Origin of the sequence: Flavobacterium limnophilum (assembly GCF_027111315.2) — a bacterium.
Lineage (GTDB): Bacteria > Bacteroidota > Bacteroidia > Flavobacteriales > Flavobacteriaceae > Flavobacterium > Flavobacterium limnophilum.
Genome location: NZ_CP114289.2, coordinates 3737720 through 3763813, shown reverse-complemented (window position 1 = coordinate 3763813; position 26094 = coordinate 3737720). Strand labels below are relative to the sequence as shown.

The 26094-nt window shown below is 42.9% G+C and carries 2 protein-coding genes; both read left to right on the top strand.

Annotated features, from left to right (window positions below):
- Positions 1-31 precede the first annotated feature (31 nt).
- Positions 32-25078, top strand: coding sequence for a T9SS type B sorting domain-containing protein (locus OZP13_RS15585; protein ID WP_281297771.1), 25047 nt, complete (start codon positions 32-34; stop codon positions 25076-25078).
- A gap of 47 nt (positions 25079-25125) precedes the next feature.
- A complete protein-coding gene (locus tag OZP13_RS15580) occupies positions 25126-26091 on the top strand; it encodes a PorP/SprF family type IX secretion system membrane protein (protein ID WP_281297770.1) in 966 nt (321 codons plus the stop codon).
- The last annotated feature ends 3 nt before the right edge of the window (positions 26092-26094 follow it).

The window sequence follows — 26094 nt, the reverse complement described above, 5'->3', positions numbered from 1 at the left end:
AAAGGACTTTTAAAATAAAAAAATGCCCCCGATGAAGAAAAATTACCTATTAATAATTGACTTTTTTTTAATTGTCAGCAGAATATTCTTGTCACGAGGACAGAATTACTCTGATATTTTGCTTACAAGGATGAACTTTAAGGGAAACGGGAATCGCTGGATGAAAACAGAAAAAAGGCCTTTTTTTCCTTTGCCATATAGCGCAACTGTCGTTCTATCACTTTTCTTTTTGTTGGGAAGTTTTTCTGGTTTTTCGCAACCTGTAGGAACGGATTTTTCTGCCCGACTTCCAGGAGGGAATATTAAAGTAAAAGGAGATGTAGTATTATTGGGTAATACAATTTTGACACCAAAAGGCGAGGCTTTGCCTTTTGATAAAGCGGGAAATAATAATGAGTTAGACGCCGTTTATCTTGATGTTGATAGCGATGCGTCAACAGTCAGTTCGAGTAGCGCTGATTTGGCGATTAATAATTCCTGTAAAAAAATTGTGTTTGCAGGTTTGTATTGGTCTGCCATGTATCCAAATGCTTCTAGTACAGATAAAAACTGTTTTAATTGCGGGACACCACCCCGAAACGATTGGAATGTGGTGCAATTTAAAGTGCCTGGTGCCACGACCTATACTACTGTAACAGCTAATAAATCGGATCCTAAAGAAGTCATTTTTAAAGGAGCCAACACTGATGATTTCAACAATGGTGTTTATGTTTGTTTCAAGGATGTTACCTCTTTGTTGACCCCGTTGGCAAATGCAGATGGTACTTATACTGTAGCGAATTTGAGAGCTACAACTGGATTACGACAAGGTGGAAGTGCAGGAGGATGGACTTTGGTGGTAATATATGAAAGCCCAACGGTTCCTAGTAAATTTATTTCTATTTTTGATGGTGCTCGAATGACTAATGTGGATCCGGGTGCAGATAGATTACTAACAGTCAATATTCCAGTAATTGGTTTTCAGACATTGCCAGCCCCATTTCCTGTAATTGCAAAAATTGGAGTATCTGCTTTAGATGGTGATTTTAGCAAATTAGGTGACGGATTACGTTTTCGAGAAGGTGTACCTCCACCCGCTACTCCACCCGCACCAGCTAATTCTTTTTTTACGCCTATTAGCAATGGCTTAAATCCAGGGACAGACGCTCCAGTAGTGCCTTTTAATTTTTTTAATGCGTCCATTACTAAAGATAATAATCAAGTTACCAATAGAAATCCTAAAAGCACCAATAATTTAGGTTTTGATATTGACTATATGGAAATTCCCAATGGAGCCAATTCCGTTATCCACAACGATGCGACTCAGGGAACTTTACAGCTTTTTACAGACCTTTCGGGGGGTGATGGTTACGCTGCATTTCTTGCTACATTTGCAGTTGATATTATTGAACCAACCATTTTACTTACCAAAGTAGTAAAAAATAATTCGGGGGCAAATGTAGGTAATGCGAATGTTACTTTGGGGCAACAATTGAATTATACTATTGGTTTTGAAAACCAAGGAAATGATGATGCTACCTCATTTACCATAAAAGATATTATTCCTATTAATGTTGTGTTTAATTATCCTGCTGATATTGTTTCCGTGCCAGCTGGAGTTACTCATACTTACGATCCAGCAACTCGTACAATACTGTTTACTATACCCAATAATTTGGTAAAAAAGGCAGTAGTACCCGGAGGGCCTTTTATACATTATGACATCATTTTTAAAGTTAGAGTCGTTGCTCAGTGTAACGAGTTAAGTGATGCTTGTGATAATATAATAAAAAATTCTGCTTATGCTACTTACAAAGGGACGATAAATCCAGCACAAATAACAGACGATCCTAGTTTGTCTTCCTTTACTTCTTGTAATTTGGGAACACCTCAATCCACTAATTTTTTAGTTGGTGTTGATGATTGCAAATTTACTAAAAGTGAGGTTTTGTGTGGAAGCAGTGTAGTACTAACGGCTTCTAATGGATACAATAGCTATAAATGGTCTACTGCGCCGTTTACAAATACGGGTACTACCACGGGTACTATTTTGGGTAATAGTCAAACCCTGACAGTAACCAATCCTGGTACGTATTATGTTTATAATACTGCCATTGCCCCTTGTTTGTCTATAACGGAAGAGGTAACAGTTACCCGTTTTGGAGGAGTCATAGCGAATCCAGTAATTCCATTTGCCGATCAAGTACTCACTTGTCCCAATGATGGAAAAAAATTGCCACTTCTCTTTTTGTGTGGAGCCGGCGCCTCTAAATTAATCAAGACCAATATTTCAGATGGTTCCACCATTGTATGGGAAAAACTGGACGAGGCAAGTTGTACCGCGGTAACCAATAGCAGTTGTGCCAATGAAGGCACCACTTGTACTTGGACACAAGTTGAAACAGGGCCAAATTATACCGCCAATACTTCTGGACAGTTCAGGCTTACCTTGAATTATCCTGGCGGATGTTTTAATCGTTTTTATTTCAATGTCTATCAAAACTTGTTGAATCCGACCGAAACCCATAGGGATATTGTTTGTACTAAACTCGGTAACATTACCATAGGAGGAGTAGGCTCGGGTTATGAATATAGTATCAATGGCACAAACTATCAATCGAGCAATAGTTTCACCATCAACACTGCAGGATTATACACCGCCTATATCAGACAAGTAGGAGTAACCACTAATCCGTGTGTCTTTACCATCCCAAATATTCCTATCAGACAAAGAAATTTTTCGGTTACCGCAGTGGCTACCCAGCCCTTGTGTTTTGGAGAAAAAGGATCCATAAAAGTGGCAGCCAATGATGTACTACCCCAATATAATTATTTTGTATATGATGGAGGAACTTTAGTAAATAGCGTGGGGCCAATAAATGATGCCGATTATACTTTTGAAAACCTGACACCGGGGAAAACCTACCAAGTTCAAGTTACCACGCCAGATGGTTGCGACCAGTCCCAATGGATTTATATCAATCAACCGGCCGCAGCCTTAACAGCTACGGCAGCTTTGGTAGAACCGCTAACGGCTTGCAGTGACGGAAAAATTGTTGTAACGGCTCAAGGAGGAAATTGGGCTCCCTATTATTATTTTGTAAATGGATCGACGACATTCCAGACCTCCAATGAAATTATAGTTACGGCACCGGGTAAATATGATATATTGGTGGTAGATTCTAAAAATTGCAGCACGACCACCTCCATAACAGTTGCCGATAATGCGAAACCAACTTATACCGTAAGCAATACCAACAGTAACTGTTATGATGACAATGCGCAAATCAGCGTTGATGTTACCAATGCCAATGGATACAGTCTTTCGTATAGTATCAATAACGGAGGCAGTTTTCAAACCAATCCCGTCTTTTCCAATCTCACGCCAGGGGATTACAATGTCGTGGTGCGATACGGGATAACCTACACACCTCAGTGGGGTAGTCCCACCATAAAATATTGTACCGATCCAGCCCAGATAGTCACGGTTACAGGGCCAACCTCGGCTGTTACCGCTTCGGCGGGCGTTGCTGAATTGGCGGGTTGTACTTTGCCAGATGTAGCAGGAGTAAATCAAGGAGGAAAAGTAAGGATTACCAATGCCGAAGGAGGAACTCCAGGTTATGAATATAGTTTTGACGGAGGGATTACTTGGCAAGCCTCCAATGAAAAAGACGTGTTGCCGGGAACCTATATTTTAAAAGTAAAAGATGCATTGGGTTGCGAATATGCTATTCCTTACAACATTATTCTGGATCCAATACCTGCTGAACCAACAATAAAAGTGGACGATCCTGTTTTTAATTGCAACGGAACGGCTACCAGTACGGTAACAGTAATCAATAGTGCTTCTAATTATTCCTATCAATACTTAATTGATAATACACCAAATACACCGATTACCAACAATGTTTTCACAAACGTTGCATCGGGTTCGCATACCATTAGTGTACAATACAATGTCAATACGGCAAGTACTTATAGTAACTTATTGATAGAAGATTTTGGAAGAGGTGGAGACACCAAGTCTCCAGGTATTAACTCAGCTTATTGTTGGGAAAAGCAAGATGGAAATACTGCTGCATTTATTGATTGTGTTGCAGCGGATGGCTGGAATTCTTGGCTTTTAAATGATGGTGAATACGTAGTTACCAAAGCCTTGCTTCCCGATCACGCCAATGATTTTAATTGGACTTTGCCCAAAGACCATACGTCAGTATTAAATAATACCCCTGCGATTACCGATGGAAGATTTTTAGCAGTTAATATTGGTAAAACCATTCCAGTTGGAGCCGTTTTGTACAGCAAGCCTATCAATGACGTGCTTCCCAACCAAGATATTAACGTGTCCTTGTATATGCTTAATTTGTTGAAAACAACAAATAATCTTCCTTCTCCTCAATTGACCATTCAATTAGTAAAAGGAGGAACTGTAATCGCTTCTCAAGTGATGCCAAGTATTCCAAGGGATGAACAATGGCATTCCAGTACCGATTTGGCAGGAGGTACCATTTTTAAATTAAATCCAGGGAACAATACGTCTTTAGATTTTCAAATTTTATCCAACAGTACTGTAGTTAATGGAAATGATTTAGCAGTAGATGATATTTATGTTTATCAAATACCGAAATCGTGCATTACCCAAAAAGATTTCCCTATAACTATTGCCACAGACAAAGCCTTTAGCGCCAGTATTTCAGGTTTCAAAAACGTGAATTGTTCAGGAGGTAATGATGGCGAGATCACGATATCGGCCCAAAATTTTAATCCTGCAAACGGATTTCAATATTCCATCAATGGCGGAACAAATTGGTCCACGTCAATGACATCACCTTACACGATTACGGGTTTGAGTCCAGCGAGTTATTCTGTTTTGGTGCGTTATGACCTTAATGCCACCGGAGCCTGTTCCTTGACACTTCCCCAACAAATTTCGGCACCGGCCGCCGTAACCGTGACGGCTTCGGTAACTACATTGGCGACTTGTACCACAGGAGCAAGCATTACAGCTGTTGGAGGTGGAGGCACACCGGCCTATCAATACGAATTGCGTCAAGGTGCTTCAGTAGTGACTGCTTTCGTAAATAATGGCGGAGTATTCACCAATGTTCCAACGGGAAATTATACCGTTTTTGTAAAAGATACCAATGGATGTATTAGTGCTGTAGGTGCTCCGGTAAATGTCTTGGCTGCACCCACTTTAAGCGCGGCGTTGGATGCTGCGACAGACTGGTGTTACACCACGGCAAATCCTGCCACTTTGGCGGTGAATGTTACAGGAGGAGTAGGGCCATTTACGTATGCCTTGGATGGAAATGCACCAATAGGTACCAATACTTTCACTAATGTAAGTCCGGGAATACACAATATAGTGGTTACCGACAGCAACAATTGTACAGCGCCAATATCCAATATCGATATCAAGACTCCGTTAACGATTGCCGCCACTTTGACTCAAGATTTGACTTGTTTGGTAAATGCTTCAATAACCAGTACCGTTAGTGGTGGATATGGAGCTCCTTATACTTATACAGTGACTCGTAATGGAGTAGCATTGCCTGCACCGACGTTTCCTTATACAGCAACTACAGATGGAACTTATGTGTTTACGGTTACTGATAGCAAAAGTTGTCCAGCCACCAGCAATACTATAACGGTTACTGCCAAGACTACGCCAACTTTAACTTTTAACAAAACCGATATTACTTGTAATAATGCCAATAATGGAACGATAACGGTTACGGCAAGCAATGGTTTTACCACTACTTATACGTATGCCATTAAACCAAGTTCAGCAACTACTTATTCGACCCAGGCAACCAATCAATTTACCGGTTTGGCAGCAGGAATCTATAACATCAAGGTAATTGACAGCAAAGGCTGCGAATCTTTAGTGAGCAATGTTACCATCGTGAATCCAGGTGTTGTTACCGGAACCATTAGTGCCACTGACATACAATGTAGTGCTACTGGTACAGTGCCAGCCGTGGTTACCGTAAACGGAGCAGGAGGAACTGCCCCTTATCAGTACAGTTTCAACTCTACCACTAATTTTACAACGAGCAATACGTATTCTACTTCAGCAGCAGGAATAGTAAATGCCTATATAAGAGATGCCAATGGCTGTCAAATGGGGCCGTTGCCTGTAACCATTGCGGCTTTTGACCAAATTTCATCCATCACCATTACCGATAGCGGCTATGATTGTGCCACAAGTCCACCGGGAGGACACGTAAATATTGCCGCTAGCGGAGTATCTGCCCCAATTCGTTTCCAAATTATTTCTGGGCCTCCAGGATATGACGCATCTATCAGCTCTGATGGAGAATTCAAATCCTTGGCACCGGGGAATTACGTATTTCAAGCGACAGACACCAAAACGAAATGTTCACTTACAAAACCCTATACCGTTAATGGCGCACCCGACATAGTAGCCGGAGGAAGTGTCCTTAGTCCAATCAAGTGTTTTGGAGGTACGGGTACTATTCAATTTACAGTGAATGGCGTAAAAGAAAAATACGATTATATAATTAAAAACGCCGGAGGAACCACTATCCTAAGTGGCAGTAACCTAAGTCCGACACTTAATGCAGTTACTATTATCAATGTTCCTGCTGCACAACCTGCAGGAGTTTACACGATTACCGTAACCGACAGAAAAACAAAATGTACAGACGATTACACCGTTACACTCAATCAACCAGCAGCAGCATTGGCCATTGCCACAGCAGTTGCAACGTCTGTCAATTGCAACAACGACAATTCCCAAATCACGGTAACCGCCACAGGAGGAACGCCAAATTATACCTATGCGGCATTACCCGCCGGCAGTACAGCCACGCCGGTATATTTACCCAACCCTGTTATAACCGTAGATACCAATTCGAGCACAGTATTATCTTGGGATGTTTATGTAAAAGACGCCAATGATTGTACCACAAAAACAACAACACCGGTAGTAGTTGTCAGTGATCCAACACCATCAGTAACTGCAGCAGTGAGCAACCAATGTGCAGGAACGGGCAGTAATTTTACCATTACGGCTACAGGTACGGGAGGTACGGGTGCATTAACTTATGGCATTAATGGAGTAACGGGAGCATTCCAATCCAGCCCTACTTTTACCGTGGCATCAGGCACTTACATCGTTTGGGTAAAAGATGCCAATGGATGTCCAGCTTCTGCCGCCCCAACAACGGTTTACCCCCAATTGACGGCATTGGCACAAGTTACCAAAACATTGGATTGTAATACAGCGGGACCAAATGCTACAATAACTACCACGATAACTGGAGGAAAAGCACCTTATAGTTATGTAATTACGAATAGTTTAGGCGCTTCAGTGGCTTCGGGAACAGTTGCAGGGCTAACAATTACCTATACAGGAGTTGCAGCGGAAACTTATACCGTAACCGTTACTGACGCGAACACTCCTGGTTGTACCGCAACTAGCAAAGTAACCGTAAGCCCAATCGCCGATCCTAGCGTAACGGCAACACCAACCCACGTTACTTGTCATGGCGGAAATAATGGTTCCGTGCAATTAGCCGGTTCAGGAGGTTCAGGAGGTTATACTTATAGCACCAATGCAACGACTGGATTCACGACGACTTCATTATTTACAGCATTAGCGGCATCAGCGACACCTTATACTTTTTATGTAAAAGACAGCAAAGGATGTACCGGTACCATAACTGCGACCATTACAGAGCCTAGCCTAGTGAATTTTACAGCGACACCAACTCCTTTTAGTTGTAGTCTAACAAACACCAAACAAGCAGCCACTATTACTGTAGCTGCATCTGGAGGAACAGGGACTTCTTATACCTACAGTTTCAATGACGGAGCATCATTTGGCCCAAGCAATAGTTTGACAGTAGATGACAATGGCAGCACGCAATCTTTTAAAATTATCGTAAAGGATGCCAGTGGTTGTCCATCTGCAATGCAACAAATAGATTTAGCACCATTAAACGCACCAACCATAGCCAGTATTTCACATACTGATATCTATTGTTCCCCTTTGGCCACCACAAGTACAGTGACCGTTACCAGAACACCAGGAACGGGTGTGGGAACACTTAGCTATAAAATTACGGCTCCAGCTTCGGCTGCCTCAAACATCAGTGGTGCTTCATCGGGAATATTCACCGGTTTGGCAGGCGGAATTACTTATACCTTCCAAGTCACGGATGCCAATGGTTGTTTTGTCATTGATTCACACCATGTTCCCGTAGTAACACCCATAGCGGTAACGGCCACCAAGTTGAGCGATGTATTGTGTAAAGATGGTTCAACCGGTAGTGCAAGATTTAACGTAACGGGATTCAGCGCTACAGAAAATTACACCATTGCCGTAACTTCCATTCCAGCAGGATTGCCCTTCACGCCGACTAATGTTGGGGATGTTCATACCCTTAGTGATCTTGTTGAAGGTACCTATAATTTTAGTGTCACGGATAAAACAACAGGTTGTACGGATACTAAATCGGTAACTATTACACAACCAGCGGCAGCATTGGCGATTAGCAGCGCAACGGCAACGCACGTCAATTGCAACAATGATAATTCACAAATTACAATTAGTACCAATGGTGGAGGAACGCCAAATTATACGTATGCTTTTGCAAAAAACCCATCGACAATTCCAACATCGACTTATGGAAGTGGCGCTGTTTTAACAGTGGATACGAATTCTGGTGTCGATTTAATTTGGGATGTTTATGTAAAAGACGCCAATGATTGTACTACACAAACTACCGTTACAGTTGTTAGCGATCCTATGCCATCAGTAACTGCAGCAGTGGGCAACCAATGTGCAGGAACAGGCAGTAATTTTACCATTACGGCTACACCTTCTGCTACAAGTGTAATGCCAGTAACTTATGGCATTAATGGAGTAACGGGAGCATTCCAATCCAGCCCTACTTTTACCGTGGCATCAGGCACTTACATCGTTTGGGTAAAAGATGCCAATGGATGTCCAGCTTCTGCCGCCCCAACAACGGTTTACCCGCAATTGACGGCATTGGCACAAGTTACCAAAACATTGGATTGTAATACAGCGGGACCAAATGCTACAATAACTACCACGATAACTGGAGGAAAAGCACCTTATAGTTATGTAATTACCAATAGCGGAGGTACCCAAGTGGCTACGGGAACTGGAGAAGCAGGGCCAACATTTACCTATACGGGAGTTGCTGCGGATACCTATACCGTAACCGTTACTGATGATAATGGATGTCCTGCAACAAGCATTGTAACCGTAAACCCAATCACCCCTCCTAGCGTAACGGCAACACCAACCCACGTTACTTGTCATGGCGGAAATAATGGTTCCGTGCAATTGGCAGGAGCAGGAGGTTCAGGAGGTTATACGTATAGCACCAATGCAACGACTGGATTCACGACGACTTCATTATTTACAGCATTAGCGGCATCGGTCACACCTTATACTTTTTATGTAAAAGACAGCAAAGGATGTACCGGTAGCATAACTGCGACCATTACAGAGCCTAGCCTAGTGAATTTTACAGCGACACCAACTCCTTTTAGTTGTAGTCTAACAAACACCAAACAAGCAGCCACTATTACTGTAGCTGCATTTGGAGGAACAGGGACTTCTTATACCTACAGTTTCAATGACGGAGGATCATTTGGCCCAAGCAATAGTTTGACAGTAGATGACAATGGCAGCACGCAATCTTTTAAAATTATCGTAAAAGATGCCAATGGTTGTCCATCTGCAATGCAACAAATAGATTTAGCACCATTAAATCCGCCAACCATAGCCAGTATTTCACATACTGATATCTATTGTTCCCCTTTGGCCACCACAAGTACAGTGACCGTTACCAGAACACCAGGAACGGGTGTGGGAACACTTAGCTATAAAATTACTGCTCCAGCTTCGGCTACCACAAACATCAGTGGTGCTTCATCGGGAATATTCACCAATTTGGCAGGCGGAATTACTTATACCTTCCAAGTCACGGATGCCAATGGTTGTTTTGCCATTGATTCCCATCATGTTCCCGTAGTAACCCCTATTGCGGTAACGGCCACCAAGCTTAGCGATGTATTGTGTAAAGATGGTTCAACCGGTAGTGCAAGATTTAACGTAACGGGATTCAGCGCTACAGAAAATTACACCATTTCCGTAACTTCCATGCCAGCAGGATTGCCTTTCACGCCTACTAATGTTGGGGATGTTCACACCCTTGGTGATCTTGTTGAAGGTATCTATAATTTTAGTGTCACGGATAAAACAACAGGTTGTACGGATACTAAATCGGTAACTATTAGTGAGCCAACAAATCCTTTGGATATAAGTTTGGTTTCAAATGTAAATGCCAATTGTAATGTAACCACAGCCCAAGTTACTGTTACTGCCACAGGCGGAACTGGAACTTATACTTATGCCTTTGTTGCTGCCGGGAATGCTCCTGGGGCTTATTCTGCAAGCAGCGTTGCTAATTTAAATCCAGCGACACCATCTTGGGATGTTTGGGTTAAAGACGCCAATGGTTGTGTTGATTTTGTAAATGTAGCTGTAACCACTGATCCAATGCCATCAGTAACTGCTGTTACAGTTGGAGGGCAATGTACCGCCACGGGAAGTAATTTTACCATTACGGCCACACCTTCTGTTGCAAGCTTAACGCCATTAACTTATGGCATTAATGGAGTAACGGGAGCATTCCAATCCAGCCCTACTTTTACAGTGGCATCAGGAACTTACATCGTTTGGGTAAAAGATGCCAATGGATGTCCGGCTTCTGCCGCCCCAACAACGGTTTACCCCCAATTGACGGCATTGGCACAAGTTACCAAAACATTGGATTGTAATACAGCGGGACCAAATGCTACAATAACTACCACGATAACTGGAGGAAAAGCACCTTATAGTTATGTAATCACCAATAGTTTAGGGGCTTCAGTGGCTTCGGGAACCGGAGTTGCAGGGCCAACATTCACCTATACGGGAGTTGCTGCGGATACCTATACCGTAACCGTTACTGACGCAAATACCCCTGGATGTACTGCAACAAGCATTGTAGCCGTAAGCCCAATCGCCGATCCTAGCGTAACGGCAACACCAACCCACGTTACTTGTCATGGTGGAAATAATGGTTCCGTGCAATTGGCAGGAGCAGGAGGTTCAGGAGGTTATACGTATAGTGATGACAATGTTACTTTTGTACCAACAAGTTTGTTCTCTGGATTAACGGCATCAGCGACACCTTATACTTTTTATGTAAAAGACAGCAAAGGATGTACCGGTACCATAACTGCGACTATTACAGAGCCTGATGTTTTAACAGCCACGACAGCATTAGGTACCGCCTTATCCTGTGGGACTGGAAATGCGCCACAAGCGGCAACCATAACCGTTACTGCTCCGTCTGGAGGAAATGGATCTTACGAATACAGTTATAATGGTGGGGCTTATACCGCCAATACCTCTTATACTACCAGTGCCTCAGGTCCTGTAACAATCAGCATGCGTGATGGCAACAATTGTAGTGTTGCTTTGGCAAATGTTGTCGTAAATACCCTAAACCCTCCGGTAATCACTGGGATTGGGGCATCCATCATCACTTGTAAGACAGGAGAGACAACCAGTACTGCAACAATAACCACAACTAATGGTACAGGAACACCTGTTTATACCATAGTGACTGGCCCAACCAGCAATACCTCAGGTGCCGGTAATGGTATTTTTACCGGATTGACTGCCGGTACTTATGTTTTCAAAGTCACCGATGCCAATGGCTGTAGTGATACCGAAATGCTTAACATCCCTGCAAGAGTTGACATCAATGCTACCTTGCAATCTCAAGTCAATGTGTTGTGCTTTGGCAACAATACAGGAAGTGCGAAAATAAACGTGACTAATTTCAGTACTTATACCGCTGTCTTGACTACTGGTTCGGGATCAATTGGTATTACTGGAAATACCGTGGATGTAAGCGTATTAGTAGCTGGTCCTTACGTTTTACGAATTACCGATGGCAACACCTCTTGTTTTAAAGATGTAGCCTTCACCATTACGCAAAATTCCGACTTGGTATTGGCATCTTCGACCAATATAAATGCCAACTGTATAACACCAACTGCTACAGTTACAGTAGCCGCCAATGGTGGAAAAGCACCTTATCAATATGCTTTTGTAGCAGATGGTGTATCACCAGTTGTCGGAGATTACACCGCCAGCAACATAGGCAATTTAGATCCAGCCACTGTCAATTGGGATGTATATGTACTTGATGCCAATAATTGCAGCAAACAAATATTGGATGTGGCCGTTGCGAAAGATGCTTTGCCAACCATTGCCCTGCCTGCTGCACACTGTTTTACCGGCTCTCCTTTCCCTATTACTCTAGTGGGAAGTGGTGGAATTGCTCCACTAAAGTACACCGTAAATGGCGCCAGCATTGTTGGAAATACCTATACTGTCACTGCGGCAGGCACGTATGTACTTGGTGTGATAGATGCCAATAATTGTCCTGTAACTGTGAGTTATATCGTGGACAAACCAATAAAAGCCGGAGCCGCTTTAGGAAAAGATATCACTTGTTCACTGCCGGTAGCTGCAACCATAAACGTAACCATCACTGATGGATTTGCTCCTTTTACGTATCAAATATTAGACGGAGGCATTCCGGTTGGTGCTCCAAAAACCAGTGCTACGCCAAGCTTCCAGGAAACGTTTGCAAGCGCGGGGAATTATAGTTTTGAGATTACCGACAGTAAAATATGTAGCGTCACTACCAATGTTATAGCAGTTACAGACCCCGTGCCAGTGGTTTTACAAACAGTTACACTTGATAAACCTATTTTATGTAATGGAGAATCTACTGCCGAAATAAAAGTAACTTATGATAATACACAAGGTACGGCACCTTTTGTAATCAACGTGAAACAATATTCCGATATTGCGCATTTGTCATTTGTAAAGGATTTTGGAACACAAACCTCTGGATTGCCAGCCGGTTTTTATGTAGTCACTCTTACCGATGCAAAAGGTTGTTTTAAAACAGAAGATATTACTATTGCGGAACCGACAGCAATAACTTTCACTAAATCTATTACTCCAATAACTTGTAATAGTTTAACAGGAGTGTCATTAGGATCAATAACAATAAACTCCGTATCTGGAGGAACTCCAAATTATACTTATCACGTTACGGGAGTTAATGGATTATATGACAAGAAATTCATTAACCAAACCGGAACAACTGCTGTTTTTGATGTTGTTGATTTTGGATTGTATCAAATAATCATAACGGATGCCAATGGGTGTTCCGCCTATGAGAATAATATTTCTATATTTTCGCCACCAGATGATTTAGATATTAATGTGGCTCTAGGAGCTCCAACTTGTGTTGGATTAAGTTCTGCTGAAGTTGCAATTGGAAGCTCAGGAACTGGAGGTACAATAACAGGCACTGGGCCATTTCATTTTGCGGTTTACAGTCCTGGATTAACTTACACTGGTCCAACTACCTTACCATGGTATGATGAAGATGGGCCAAATAGTAAAAAAGCCATAATTCCAAATCTAATCCCAGGAGTTACTTATACATTTATTGTTCACGATGCAGGTACTGGATGTTACTATTTTGAAACAGCTACGCAACCCGTACCAACAAATTCTAACATAACTGTTAACCCAATAACGGCTAATAATATCACTTGTAAAGGTGCTGATGATGGAAGTGTGACTTTCACCATAAATCATACTTATGGTGCTGCTACTCCAGTAACTTACCAAATTTATAATTCACAATCAGTAATTCCAGTTGGGTCAGCTGTTGCGGCAACTATTCCTGCAAGTGGTTCATTGGTAGTAAATAATTTTGGTGCATTACCATTTGGTAACTATTTTGTATTGGTAACTGAAACTGCAGGAGCAACAAATGATGGATGTAGTATTTCATCGGCACCATTCGATATTACAGAATCGGCCATTGATTTGAGCCTAACAGCCAGCAGTACTAAAAACGACAATACTTGTACTACCAATGCCGGAATCATCACTGCGGTTGCCAAAAATGGTACTGGGCCTTATGAATATGCCATTGAACCAGATGGTGCAACAGCACCAACTGTTTTTGCCGCTTCCAATACTTTTAACAAAGATGCTGGCGACTATGATGTTTATGTAAAAGATGCGTATGGTTGTATTAAAAAAGCGGATGTCACTGTTCTTTTGGACACTGCACCAACCATTGTTGCGCCTGCAGCGGTAGTTTGTTATACCGGAAGTCCAATAGCAGTAACCATCACTGGAAATACGGGTTCTATTGTAGGACCAGTAACGTATAGTGTAGATAATGGTGCGGTATTGGGTGCTTACCAAAGTTCGGCCAATTTTAGCCTGTCATCCGGCAGTTATACCTTGAACCTAAAAGACGGTAATGGCTGCGTGGCTTCAACACCTTATGAAATAAAAGACCAATTAACGATTACTCCAACCTTGACCGAAGGGTTAGATTGTATTACCGCTGGGCCAAATGCAATCGTGACCGTTACGGCAGCTGGCGGAAATACTGCGTCTTACACCTACTCAATTGCGGCAGGGACTACCAATAACGCAACAGGTGTAGCATCTGGCGTGTTTACGGACTTGGATGCCGGTAATTATACTTTCCAAGTAAGTGATGGTGTCTGTACTGCAACCAATACCATAACCATCGATGCTTTGGTACCGATCGTGCCTGCCGTTGCCCCAACGAATCCTCTTTGTGTGGGTGCTAGCGGCCAAGTAGTGGTTACGGCTACCGGAGGAACGGGTATATATCAATATAAAAAGGGTCTTGCAGGTACCTATAGTGCTATCAATGTCTTTAGCCAAACCGCTTTAGAAGGGGCTGTTACTTATTATGTAAAAGATTCCAAAAACTGTGAACAAACTATTGATGCCACGCTTACTGACCCAGCTCCAATAGTAATATCAAATATTGCTGTTGCTCCATTAACTTGCGGTGCCAGCAATAGCGCACAAGAAGCCACTATTACCGTTACAGCCTCAGGCGGAACAGGCGCACTTGAATACAGTTTTGATAACGGAGCAAATTATTCCAGTGATAATTTTTACAAGACTACTATTGCCGGTCCCTATAACATTATCGTAAGAGATGCCAATAATTGTACTTCGGTAATGCAACCCGCAACAGTAGCTCCATTAGTGCCGCCAACCATGGCACCAACCATGTCGGTTATTGATTGTGCCAATACTACTAGTACCGTAGATTTGAATATAACAGGTGGTGTAGCGCCATTCACGTATTCTGTTGAATACAATTCTAATGGAACCGCTATTGCTTCTCAAACTAATGATGATGTGTTTCTTTCTTTAGCTGCGGGCGATTATTTATTCCGCGTGACGGATGGCAATGGTTGTATCGATGAAAAATTGGTCAACGTTCTTCCAGGAATTAAGATACAACTGCAAGAAGAAGTTACTGCCAACGTGAATTGTTTTGGTGGTGCCACAGGTAGTGCAAAATTCATCGTAACCGGGTTTAGCATATCAGGAAATTATACGGTAACAGAAGCAACCACTCCACCTTTATTGCCTTATACGAAATCCGTGGTGGGAGACGTGATTACGTTAACCGGTCTTTCACAAGGAACTTATTCAGTGACAGTGAAGGACAATATTACCCAATGTGACATAACTAAATCAGTAACCATTACACAACCGCCAGCTGTATTAGACATCACGGCTTCGGCTTCGAATGTAAATTGCAACAATAGCAGCAGTGTCATTACGGTGAATCCTACGGGAGGAAAAGCCACTTATCAATATGCTTTTTTAGAAGCAGGTTCTACTGCAATACCAGTATTTAGCAACAATACCAATGTAGATACCGCAATCCTGACCAATGATGTAACCGTAGGTGTAGTAACGACTTGGGCGGTTGATGTGTATGTAAAAGACGCTAACGACTGTACTGATGTTACCACGGTGACTATAACCAAAGATGTTCCGCCAACAATCGCATTGCCAGCTCCACATTGTTTTGATGGAACGTCCTTTACGATTGATCTTGCTGCGGTGACTACAGTTCCGGTAGGCCCGGTTAAATATTACACCATAAACGGTTCCAACACAACGAATCCGATTTATGCCATTACCGCCGCGGGCACTTACCAATTGAGTGTCGTGGATGCCAATGGTTGTCCGTCCAATATGGTGGATTATATAGTTCAACCGCCATTGACTTTGCAAGCCAACATGACGCAAGACTTGACTTGTGCGCTTAATGCCAGCATAACCTTGGTACCTGGAGGAGGAACAACTTCTTACGTTGGGTATGAGGTAAATATCAATAATGCTGGTTACAATCCAATTGCTGGGTCTCCTTACACCACCAATACAGCAGGCACCTACAAATTCAGGGTAACCGATACACAAGGTTGTCAAGCCGAATCGCAAGACGTGATTGTCACTCCAAAAACAACACCAACGGCTATTCCGACATCAACAAATGTTAGTTGCATAGGGTCGCTTGATGGAACCATAACATTGACACCGTCTGGAGGAATTCTTCCTTACCAATACAGTATTGATGGGGTTAATTATCAAGATTCGAATGTGTTTAACGGTTTGGGATTTGGTTCTTACACACTATTCGTTAGAGATGCCAAAATGTGTGTTTCTGCTGCCATTCCGGTTAGCATCACTCAACCTCTAGCATTGGCAGCAACGGCCACGGTAGCTCCTTATGTTTGCAACGCCAGCAATAGTGCGCAACCCGCATTGGTAACCGTAAACGTGACTAGCGTATTGGGAGTGCCAACCGGAACGGGACCTTACAAATACAATTTTGACGGTTCGACTGCTTATTACGATGCCAATACCTTGCTTGTTGACGTTAGCACAAGTCTACAAACGATTCATTATTATGTAAAAGATGCCAATGGTTGTCTATTTGATGATACTGTAGATGTGCCAGCCTATCAAAAAATAACAGGTTTAGGTTTTACAGCTGCCGATATAACTTGTAACGATCCTAAAACAGATCTTACCGTTGCAGTAACTGGAGGTTATCCTATTGTGAAATATGAAATTGTTTCGCCAATTGCTGATGCTGTCGATAATTTAAATAATCCAACATTCTCGGCCTTGTCTCCAGGTACTTATTTGTTCAAAGTAACCGATGCCAACGGCTGTTCTTTCGAGGATTCGCACACCATTGCCCCAGTAACCAATATTACCGTTTCTGGCCAATTGATCAATGACGTGAGTTGTAATTATACTCCAGCAGTTAATAATGGAGCGGTTACGTTTACGGTAGAAAATGTAAAAGTTGCCGGAGCATTTACTTATAGTTTATTGCAAGGATCTGCAGGAACAATAGTTAAGAGTGCTAATGCGGTAACGCTTACTGATTTAGTTGCCGATACTTATGAAATTGAAGTTGTTGATGTTACAACAGGTTGTAAAGCAACAACGCTAGTGGTTGTTAATCAACCGACTGATCCATTAACTCTTACCGAAGTGGTCAGTGCCAGAGTCAATGCCAATTGTGATTCGGGTGCCAAAGTTACGGTGCTTGCCAACGGCGGAACACCCAATTACACCTACGCATTTGTGGCAGACAATGCCACACCAGCGCTTACGGATTATACCACAAGTGCCAGTGCCGTATTGCCGGTCACTCTTCCAACTCCAAACAATTATGATGTTTGGGTAAAAGACAATAACAATTGTACTTTCAAACTAGACATAAGTGTTGCCATGGATGCTTCGCCAACAATCGCATTGCCAGCTCCACATTGTTTTGATGGAACGTCCTTTACGATTGATCTTGCTGCGGTGACTACAGTTCCGGTAGGCCCGGTTAAATATTACACCATAAACGGTTCCAACACAACGAATCCGATTTATGCCATTACCGCCGCGGGCACTTACCAATTGAGTGTCGTGGATGCCAATGGTTGTCCGTCCAATGTGGTGGATTATATAGTTCAACCGCCATTGACTTTGCAAGCCAACATGACGCAAGACTTGACTTGTGCGGATGATGCCAGCATAACCTTGGTACCTGGAGGAGGAACAGGAACGTATAATGGTTTTGAAGTATCTTTTAACGGAGATCCTTTTGTTCCGGCATCAAATCCTTATACAGCTTTTGTAGATGGAAGTTATGTATTCAGGGTTACAGACAATCAAGTACCGTCTTGTCCAGCGCTTTCGACAGCTGTTGTTGTAACACCAAAAACAACTCCAACGGCTACTCCAGCCCAAACCAATGTTAGTTGTAATGGTGGAGCAGACGGAACCATCACGTTGACACCATCCGGAGGAATCCTACCGTACACTTTTACATTAACGGGAACGGGTTCAAACAATTCTGGAGATGCCACAGGTGTATATACAGGCTTAATTGCAGGAACTTATTCTGTTGTGGTAAAAGATGCCAAAGAGTGTCTGTCAGTTGCTATTCCGGTTACCATTACAGAACCTTTAGAATTGGCAGCAACGGCCACGGTAGCTCCTTATGTTTGCAACGCCAGCAATACTGCACAACCCGCATTGGTAACCGTAAACGTGACTAGCGTATTGGGAGTGCCAACTGGAACGGGACCTTACAAATACAATTTTGACGGTTCGACTACTTATTACGATGCCAATACCTTGCTTGTTGACGTTAGCACAAGTCTACAAACGATTCATTATTATGTAAAAGATGCCAATGGTTGTCTATTTGATGATACTGTAGCTGTGCCAGCCTATCAAAAAATAACAGGTTTAGGTTTTACAGCTGCCGATATAACTTGTAACGATCCTAAAACAGATCTTACCGTTGCAGTAACTGGAGGTTATCCTATTGTGAAATATGAAATTGTTTCGCCAATTGCTGATGCTGTCGATAATTTAAATAATCCAACATTCTCGGCCTTGTCTCCAGGTACTTATTTGTTCAAAGTAACCGATGCCAACGGCTGTTCTTTCGAGGATTCGCACACCATTGCCCCAGTAACCAATATTACCGTTTCTGGCCAATTGATCAATGACGTGAGTTGTAATTATACTCCAGCAGTTAATAATGGAGCGGTTACGTTTACGGTAGAAAATGTAAAAGTTGCCGGAGCATTTACTTATAGTTTATTGCAAGGATCTGCAGGAACAATAGTTAAGAGTGCTAATGCGGTAACGCTTACTGATTTAGTTGCCGATACTTATGAAATTGAAGTTGTTGATGTTACAACAGGTTGTAAAGCAACAACGCTAGTGGTTGTTAATCAACCGACTGATCCATTAACTCTTACCGAAGTGGTCAGTGCCAGAGTCAATGCCAATTGTGATTCGGGTGCCAAAGTTACGGTGCTTGCCAACGGTGGAACACCTAATTACACCTATGCTTTTGTAGCAGACACTGCCACACCATTGCTTACGGATTATAAACCAAGTGCCAGTGCCGTATTGCCTGCTCCAAACAATTATGATGTTTGGGTAAAAGACAATAACAATTGTACTTTCAAACTAGACATAAGTGTTGCCATGGATGCTTCGCCAACAATCGCATTGCCAGCTCCGCAGTGTTTTGATGGAACGTCCTTTACGATTGATCTTGCTGGGGTGACCACAGTTCCGGTAGGTCCGGTTAAATATTACACTATAAACGGTTCCAACACAACGAATCCGATTTATGCCATTACCGCCGCGGGCACTTACCAATTGAGTGTCGTGGATGCCAATGGTTGTCCGTCCAATATGGTGGATTATATAGTTCAACCGCCATTGACTTTGCAAGCCAACATGACGCAAGACTTGACTTGTGCGCTTAATGCCAGCATAACCTTGGTGCCTGGAGGAGGAACAACTTCTTACGTTGGGTATGAGGTAAATATCAATAATGCTGGTTACAATCCAATTGCTGGGTCTCCTTACACCACCAATACAGCAGGCACCTACAAATTCAGGGTAACCGATACACAAGGTTGTCAAGCCGAATCGCAAGACGTGATTGTCACTCCAAAAACAACACCAACGGCTATTCCGGCATCAACGAACGTTAGTTGCATAGGGTCGCTTGATGGAACGATAACATTGACACCGTCTGGAGGAATTCTTCCTTACCAATACAGTACAGATGGGGTTAATTATCAAGATTCGAATGTGTTTAACGGTTTAGGATTTGGTTCTTACACACTATTCGTTAGAGATGCCAAAATGTGTGTTTCTGCTGCCATTCCGGTTAGTGTTGGTCAACCTACTGCGGTTACCGCAACGCATGCGGTAACGCCATTTGGTTGTGATACTGCCAATGCGCCACAGGATGCCATCGTAACCATTACAGCCGCAGACGGAACGCCAGGATACACTTATAGTTTTGATAATGGAGCCAATTGGCAAGCTTCGGCTTCCTTCCCTGTCAACAGTGCCCAAACGATTCTTTATGTGGTTCGTGATGCCAACGGTTGTAGTGTAAGTGGTTCAGCTGATGTTCTTCCCTACACGCCACCAACTGATATGGATATTACTGCCACGCCAATTTATTGCAGTACCACACCAGCCGAGGCAACAGTTACGGTTAATAGTGTTACTGGCGGCGTTGGACCTTATGTCTTCCAGATAATTGCACCGGGGACAGCAGCAACAGCTCCAAGTGCTCCTGTCAATACTATTAGTTTCGCCAACTTGGCGCCAGATACCTATACTATCCAAGTGACGGATGCCAATGGTTGTAGTACCACAAAACCAATTGTGGTAGAAGAAGCCGACAAGATTTCGGTTACCGCCCGTTTGATAAACGATGTGTATTGCAACGGTGACAGCAGCGGTGTAATTGAATTTACCGTGGCCAATTATATTACCGCGGGTAGTTATACCTATGGTTTAGTGCCAGCACCAGTAGTTCCGCCAACCGTGAATGGTGACGTGATTCGTTACACCAATTTACCGGCGGGCACTTATACCTTCACGGTTACCGATGACGTTTCGGGATGTGTTGACGATGTAGTTGATTTTGCAGTGAGTCAACTACCTGCGATTGATTTCACGGCGACCGCCACGAACATCAATTGTTCCAACGATAATGCCACTATAACCGTTACTGCAATAGGCGGAACAGGAACTTATAAATATGCGGTGGTTTCTGCCAGTGCACTTGCACCAGCATTGACTGATTATGTATTGAGTAACCAACTTGCAGTGGATACCAATAACGGAACGGTGATGAACTGGGTGGTTTACGTAATGGACACCAATGGTTGTCCTCTCAACAAACCACAAACGATTCTTTTGGATGCCAATCCAACTATTGCTACTGCTGTAGCTACCCAATGTCCAAGTGCAACTGGCACTTATGACATTACGGTAACGGCGGCAGGATTTAGTGCTGCATTACAATACAGCGTGGATGGTAGTTTCCACAACAGCAACATCCTTACGGTTAATGCGCCAGGAAGCTATAATGTTGTGGTGAAAGACGCCAATGGCTGTCCTTCTGCGACCTATCCCGTAACTATTTTGGAGCCATTAACCTTAACAGCCTCAATTACTGCTATTCCTAATTGTAACGATGCTGATGGTGCAGTTACTTTAACGGCCACTGGCGGAACAATTCCTTCAACTTATGAATACAGTAGGGATGGATCAACTTATGGGTCAAATAATGTATTTACGGGGTTAGCTCCAAATGTGCTGCCTTATACGTTTTATGTTAGAGATTTAGGAACAGGTTGTGTTAAATCAATTGATTTTACAATCGAACGGGCCACTATTGTCACCGATTTTGCGCTTTCGAAAACGGATGTTAGTTGTAACGGAGGCAACGATGGTACCATTACGTCCACCATGGCCATACCAGTTGTAGGCGTAAATGACAATCCGGTGTATATGTACAGTTTGAACGGAGGCACACTTCAATCTTCTAATTTATTCACAGGATTAACAGCTGGAAATTATACCGTTGATGTTATTTCGGGAAGAGGCTGTCGAGCAACGGCTAACATTCGTGTAGATGAACCAGTCCTTATTGCCGTTCCTGCCCCAGTTGTAGCACCATTTGGTTGCACCTCAGGCAATGTACGAAACTTGGCAACTATTAGCGTTACTGGAGTAACGGGAGGATCTAACACTTATTTAAACTATGAGTTCATCAAAGTGGGAACGCCAAATACACGAGTACAGTTCAGTTCCAGCACTGTTTATACAGAAGCAGACCTCAGGGGTGGTTCTTATATTGTAAACGTATTTGACTCCAATGGCTGTATTGGAACGACTACTGCTCCAATTACCATTGCACCCTACATTGCTTTAGACCATGTGGATGTGGTTGTCAATCCAGCCATCACCTGCAACAATCCAGAAACTATCACGGCTACGGCTGTCGATGCTTCGGGAACTGCAATAGCCGGAATACAATATGCCTTGGTGGATGTTTCGGGAACTCTTGTATTTGCGCCAAACGCGACCGGAATTTTTACCGGATTGACCGTGGGCAATTACATAATTACCGCCAGCAATCCAGCAACAGGATGCAGCATTCAAGAGGTGCATTATGTTTCGAAACCGAATACTTTTGATCTTGTTGTTGCCAATATTGTCGATGTAACTTGTTTTGGAGGTACCAATGGTAGTGCCAATGTCACGATAGTTGACTCGTCAACGCCAAGTCGTGCGGGAGCGTTTACTTATACCTTGGTGGATTCCTTGGGCAATAGTTTGCCTGGAGGTTCATCAGCTACCGTTGCAACAACCTTGACCGGTTTAGGAGCTGGTGTTTACACCATTACTGCTACATTAACCAATACGCCTTTCTGCACGGTTGCCAAAAACTTTACCATTGCAGGGCCAACAGCGGGATTGAATGGTACAGCAACCCATACCGAAATCACTTGTGCGACAGGAAATAACGACGGTACCATTTCGGCAACTGCTTCTGGTGGATGGCCGGGTGGTTATGAGTACGAATTGGTTGGGCCGGTAAATGTGGCTTATTCTACAAATCCTGAATTCACGGGATTAATTGCAGGAAGTTATACAGTAAACGTAAGAGACAGTAAAGGATGTGTAGATTCAACACCTGTTGTTTTAAGCAATCCTGTTCCAATAGTTATTAATGCCACTGCAAATACAGCGATCTTGTCTTGTCATGGAGATACTACTGGAGTGATTACGGTAAACACTACCACAGGAGGTCAAGGTTCGAATTATTTGTACACCTTGAATACCATGTCTGCCACGCCAATAATCACTTCCGGGCCTCAAACCTCGAATGTGTTTGCAGGGTTGGCAGCAGGAACCTATTCCGTGAGCGTGACCGATGGTTGGGGATGTAGTGCGACCACTTCATCGACCATAACCATTGCCGAGCCTACCATCGTTGAAGCCAGCTTAGTTTTGACAACTTCACAAACTTGTCTGACACAATCAACCTTGACGCTTGCGGCAACAGGAGGAACAGCACCATACACTTACAGTGCAGACGGAATTACCTATAATCCTGCAACATTCAATTCATCGGTAGCGATATCAGTACCGGTTGGCACCTATCGTTATTATGTTCGTGATGCCAACGGATGTAACGGTTATGTGTCCAATGACGTCAAGATTGAACCATTGCCGACATTGACTGTTTCCTTGGATTATGTTACCACATCTGTCAATTGTACAGGGGAAACAACAGGGGTTATTGTCGCCGTGGCCAATGGAGGTTTAGGCAATTATGTTTATACCTTGCTTGATGGTGCCACAAACTTGCCTGTTGCAGGTGCGGTTCAAGCAACACCGGGCAATTTTACCCAATTGGGTGCCGGTACTTATAAAGTTGGCGTGGTTAGCGGTGATTGTAATGCAACATCGGCAACAGTGACCATAACACAACCACTATTGCCGTTAATTGCCTCCCCAATTCCTATAAATGCAACCTGTAATGGAGCCAACAACGGAACAATAATAATTACTGCTTCTGGAGGCACGGGTATCATTAAGTATGCCATATCTCCACGTTTAGACCAATTTTTCACTTCAAACGTTTTTGAAAATTTGGCGCCGGGAAGCTATGAAATCATTGCCCAAGACCAAAATGGATGTTATATACACGAAACAGGAATCGTGATTGATGAGCCAACACCTATTGTTGCATCAGTAATTGCTTCGTCAATAATGCCCGAGATGTGTTTTGGTGACAAAGACGGTGCCTTTATTGTCGACATTACCGGAGGAACACTGCCTTACAGTGTGAGTTTGGACAAGATCAACGGGCCATTTACTTCCGGTACTGCCACCCAAACCCAGTTTGATTTTACAGGCTTGGCAGGAGGAAATCATACGGTGTATATCCGCGATGCCAATTTATGTAACACCGAAATTATGGTTCCTTTGCCGGAATCGGTAAAATTGGATCCCAAAGCCATTGTTGATTATGGTTGTTTGAACAATTCGCCTAGTTTAACCGTTACGGTGACCCTAGATGCCAGCATTACAAATCCTGCCGATGTAGATTATGCATTGGACGGCGTGCCTTATGCAGCTACCAATGTGTTCCAATTGAGCAATGTATTTGAAAACGTTGCCCCGGGCATACATCAGATTACGGCACGACACAGCAACGGTTGCGAAGTCAATACACTAGATTTCGAGATTTTGCAAATCGATCCGTTAACACTAGTCTTGTCGGATGGAGGATTAAACGAAATTGTGGCCACCGTGACAGGCGGTGCCGGTGGATACCAATACACCCTAAATGGTGAGCCAATGGGTGGTCAAAGCAAATTCATCTATTACAAATCCGGTGATTATACCGTTACGGTTACCGATGCCAATGGATGCGTGGCAACCGCTACGAGATATTATGAATTCATCGACATCAAAATTCCAAATGTGTTCACGCCTAACGGTGACGGAGACAACGATGGATGGACGCCGACAAACACAATGAATTATCCAGATTTGGTTTTCCATATTTTTGACCGCTACGGACGAAAAGTAGGCACCTACAGAGAAGGACAGTTTTGGGATGGTAAATACAACGGCAAAGAATTGCCGACAGGAGATTACTGGTATGTTTTAAAACTACGAAATGAACAGGATTCCCGCGAGTTTGTTGGTCATTTCACCTTGTACAGATAATTATAAAAGCCGGAAACGACAGCGTTCCGATCATAAAAAGAATTCAAATGAAAAAAATAGCAATACTGTCTTTTTTGCTCTTGACTGTAACTTCGGGTTACGGTCAAGAGTTAAATCTACCGGTTTTCACTCAATATTTAGCCGATAATCCCTTCGTGATTTCTCCCACTTATGCCGGAATTGGCGATAATCTTAGAATCAGGGCCAACGGACTAACCCAATGGGTAGGGATAAAAGACGCACCCGACAATCAATCCCTATATGGAGATTTTAGAATTGCCGATCGTTCCGGAGTTGGGTTTTCTTTCTACAATGACAAAAATGGAAATACCAATCAAGCGGGAGCCAAATTCTCTTTTGCCCATCATTTGATATTGGATTATTATTCCAAACAATATTTGTCGTTTGGTATGTCCTACAACGTCAACACTTTTAGTATCGACATCTCCAATTTAAGCCCCACCAATCCCGATTATGCCATTACAGACGACAGAAAATTTTCAAACAATAATTTTGATGTTGGATTTCTGTATCGCAGGGGTGATTTTTATTTGAGTTTGAATGCCAACAATATTTTGAATAAAGACATCGACCAATTTTCCGGATATAAAATTGAACCCAATTTGCTCCTCAATTTTCAAACTTATACAGGTTACGTGATTAAAACTAATAATTATGCCGAGATTGAGCCTTCGGTCTATTTTCAATACTTCGCCAGTGACGGACGTTCCAGCACCGATTTGAACGCCAAGTATCGAAAATACAACAATAACAACGATTACTATTGGGTAGGGATGTCTTATCGTTTTCTGAATGACCAGGTATTAAAGCCTTTAAATTTGGGACCAATGGCGGGCTTCAAGAAATCCGTTTTCTATTTTGGCTATTCTTACCAAATGACTTTCAATGAAATGACGGCCTTTAATTCCGGCACGCACATGATTACCGTTGGATTGGACTTCCTTCAAGGGATCAGTGATTGTCCTTGTACCCAAAGTCCGATTCACGATTAAATT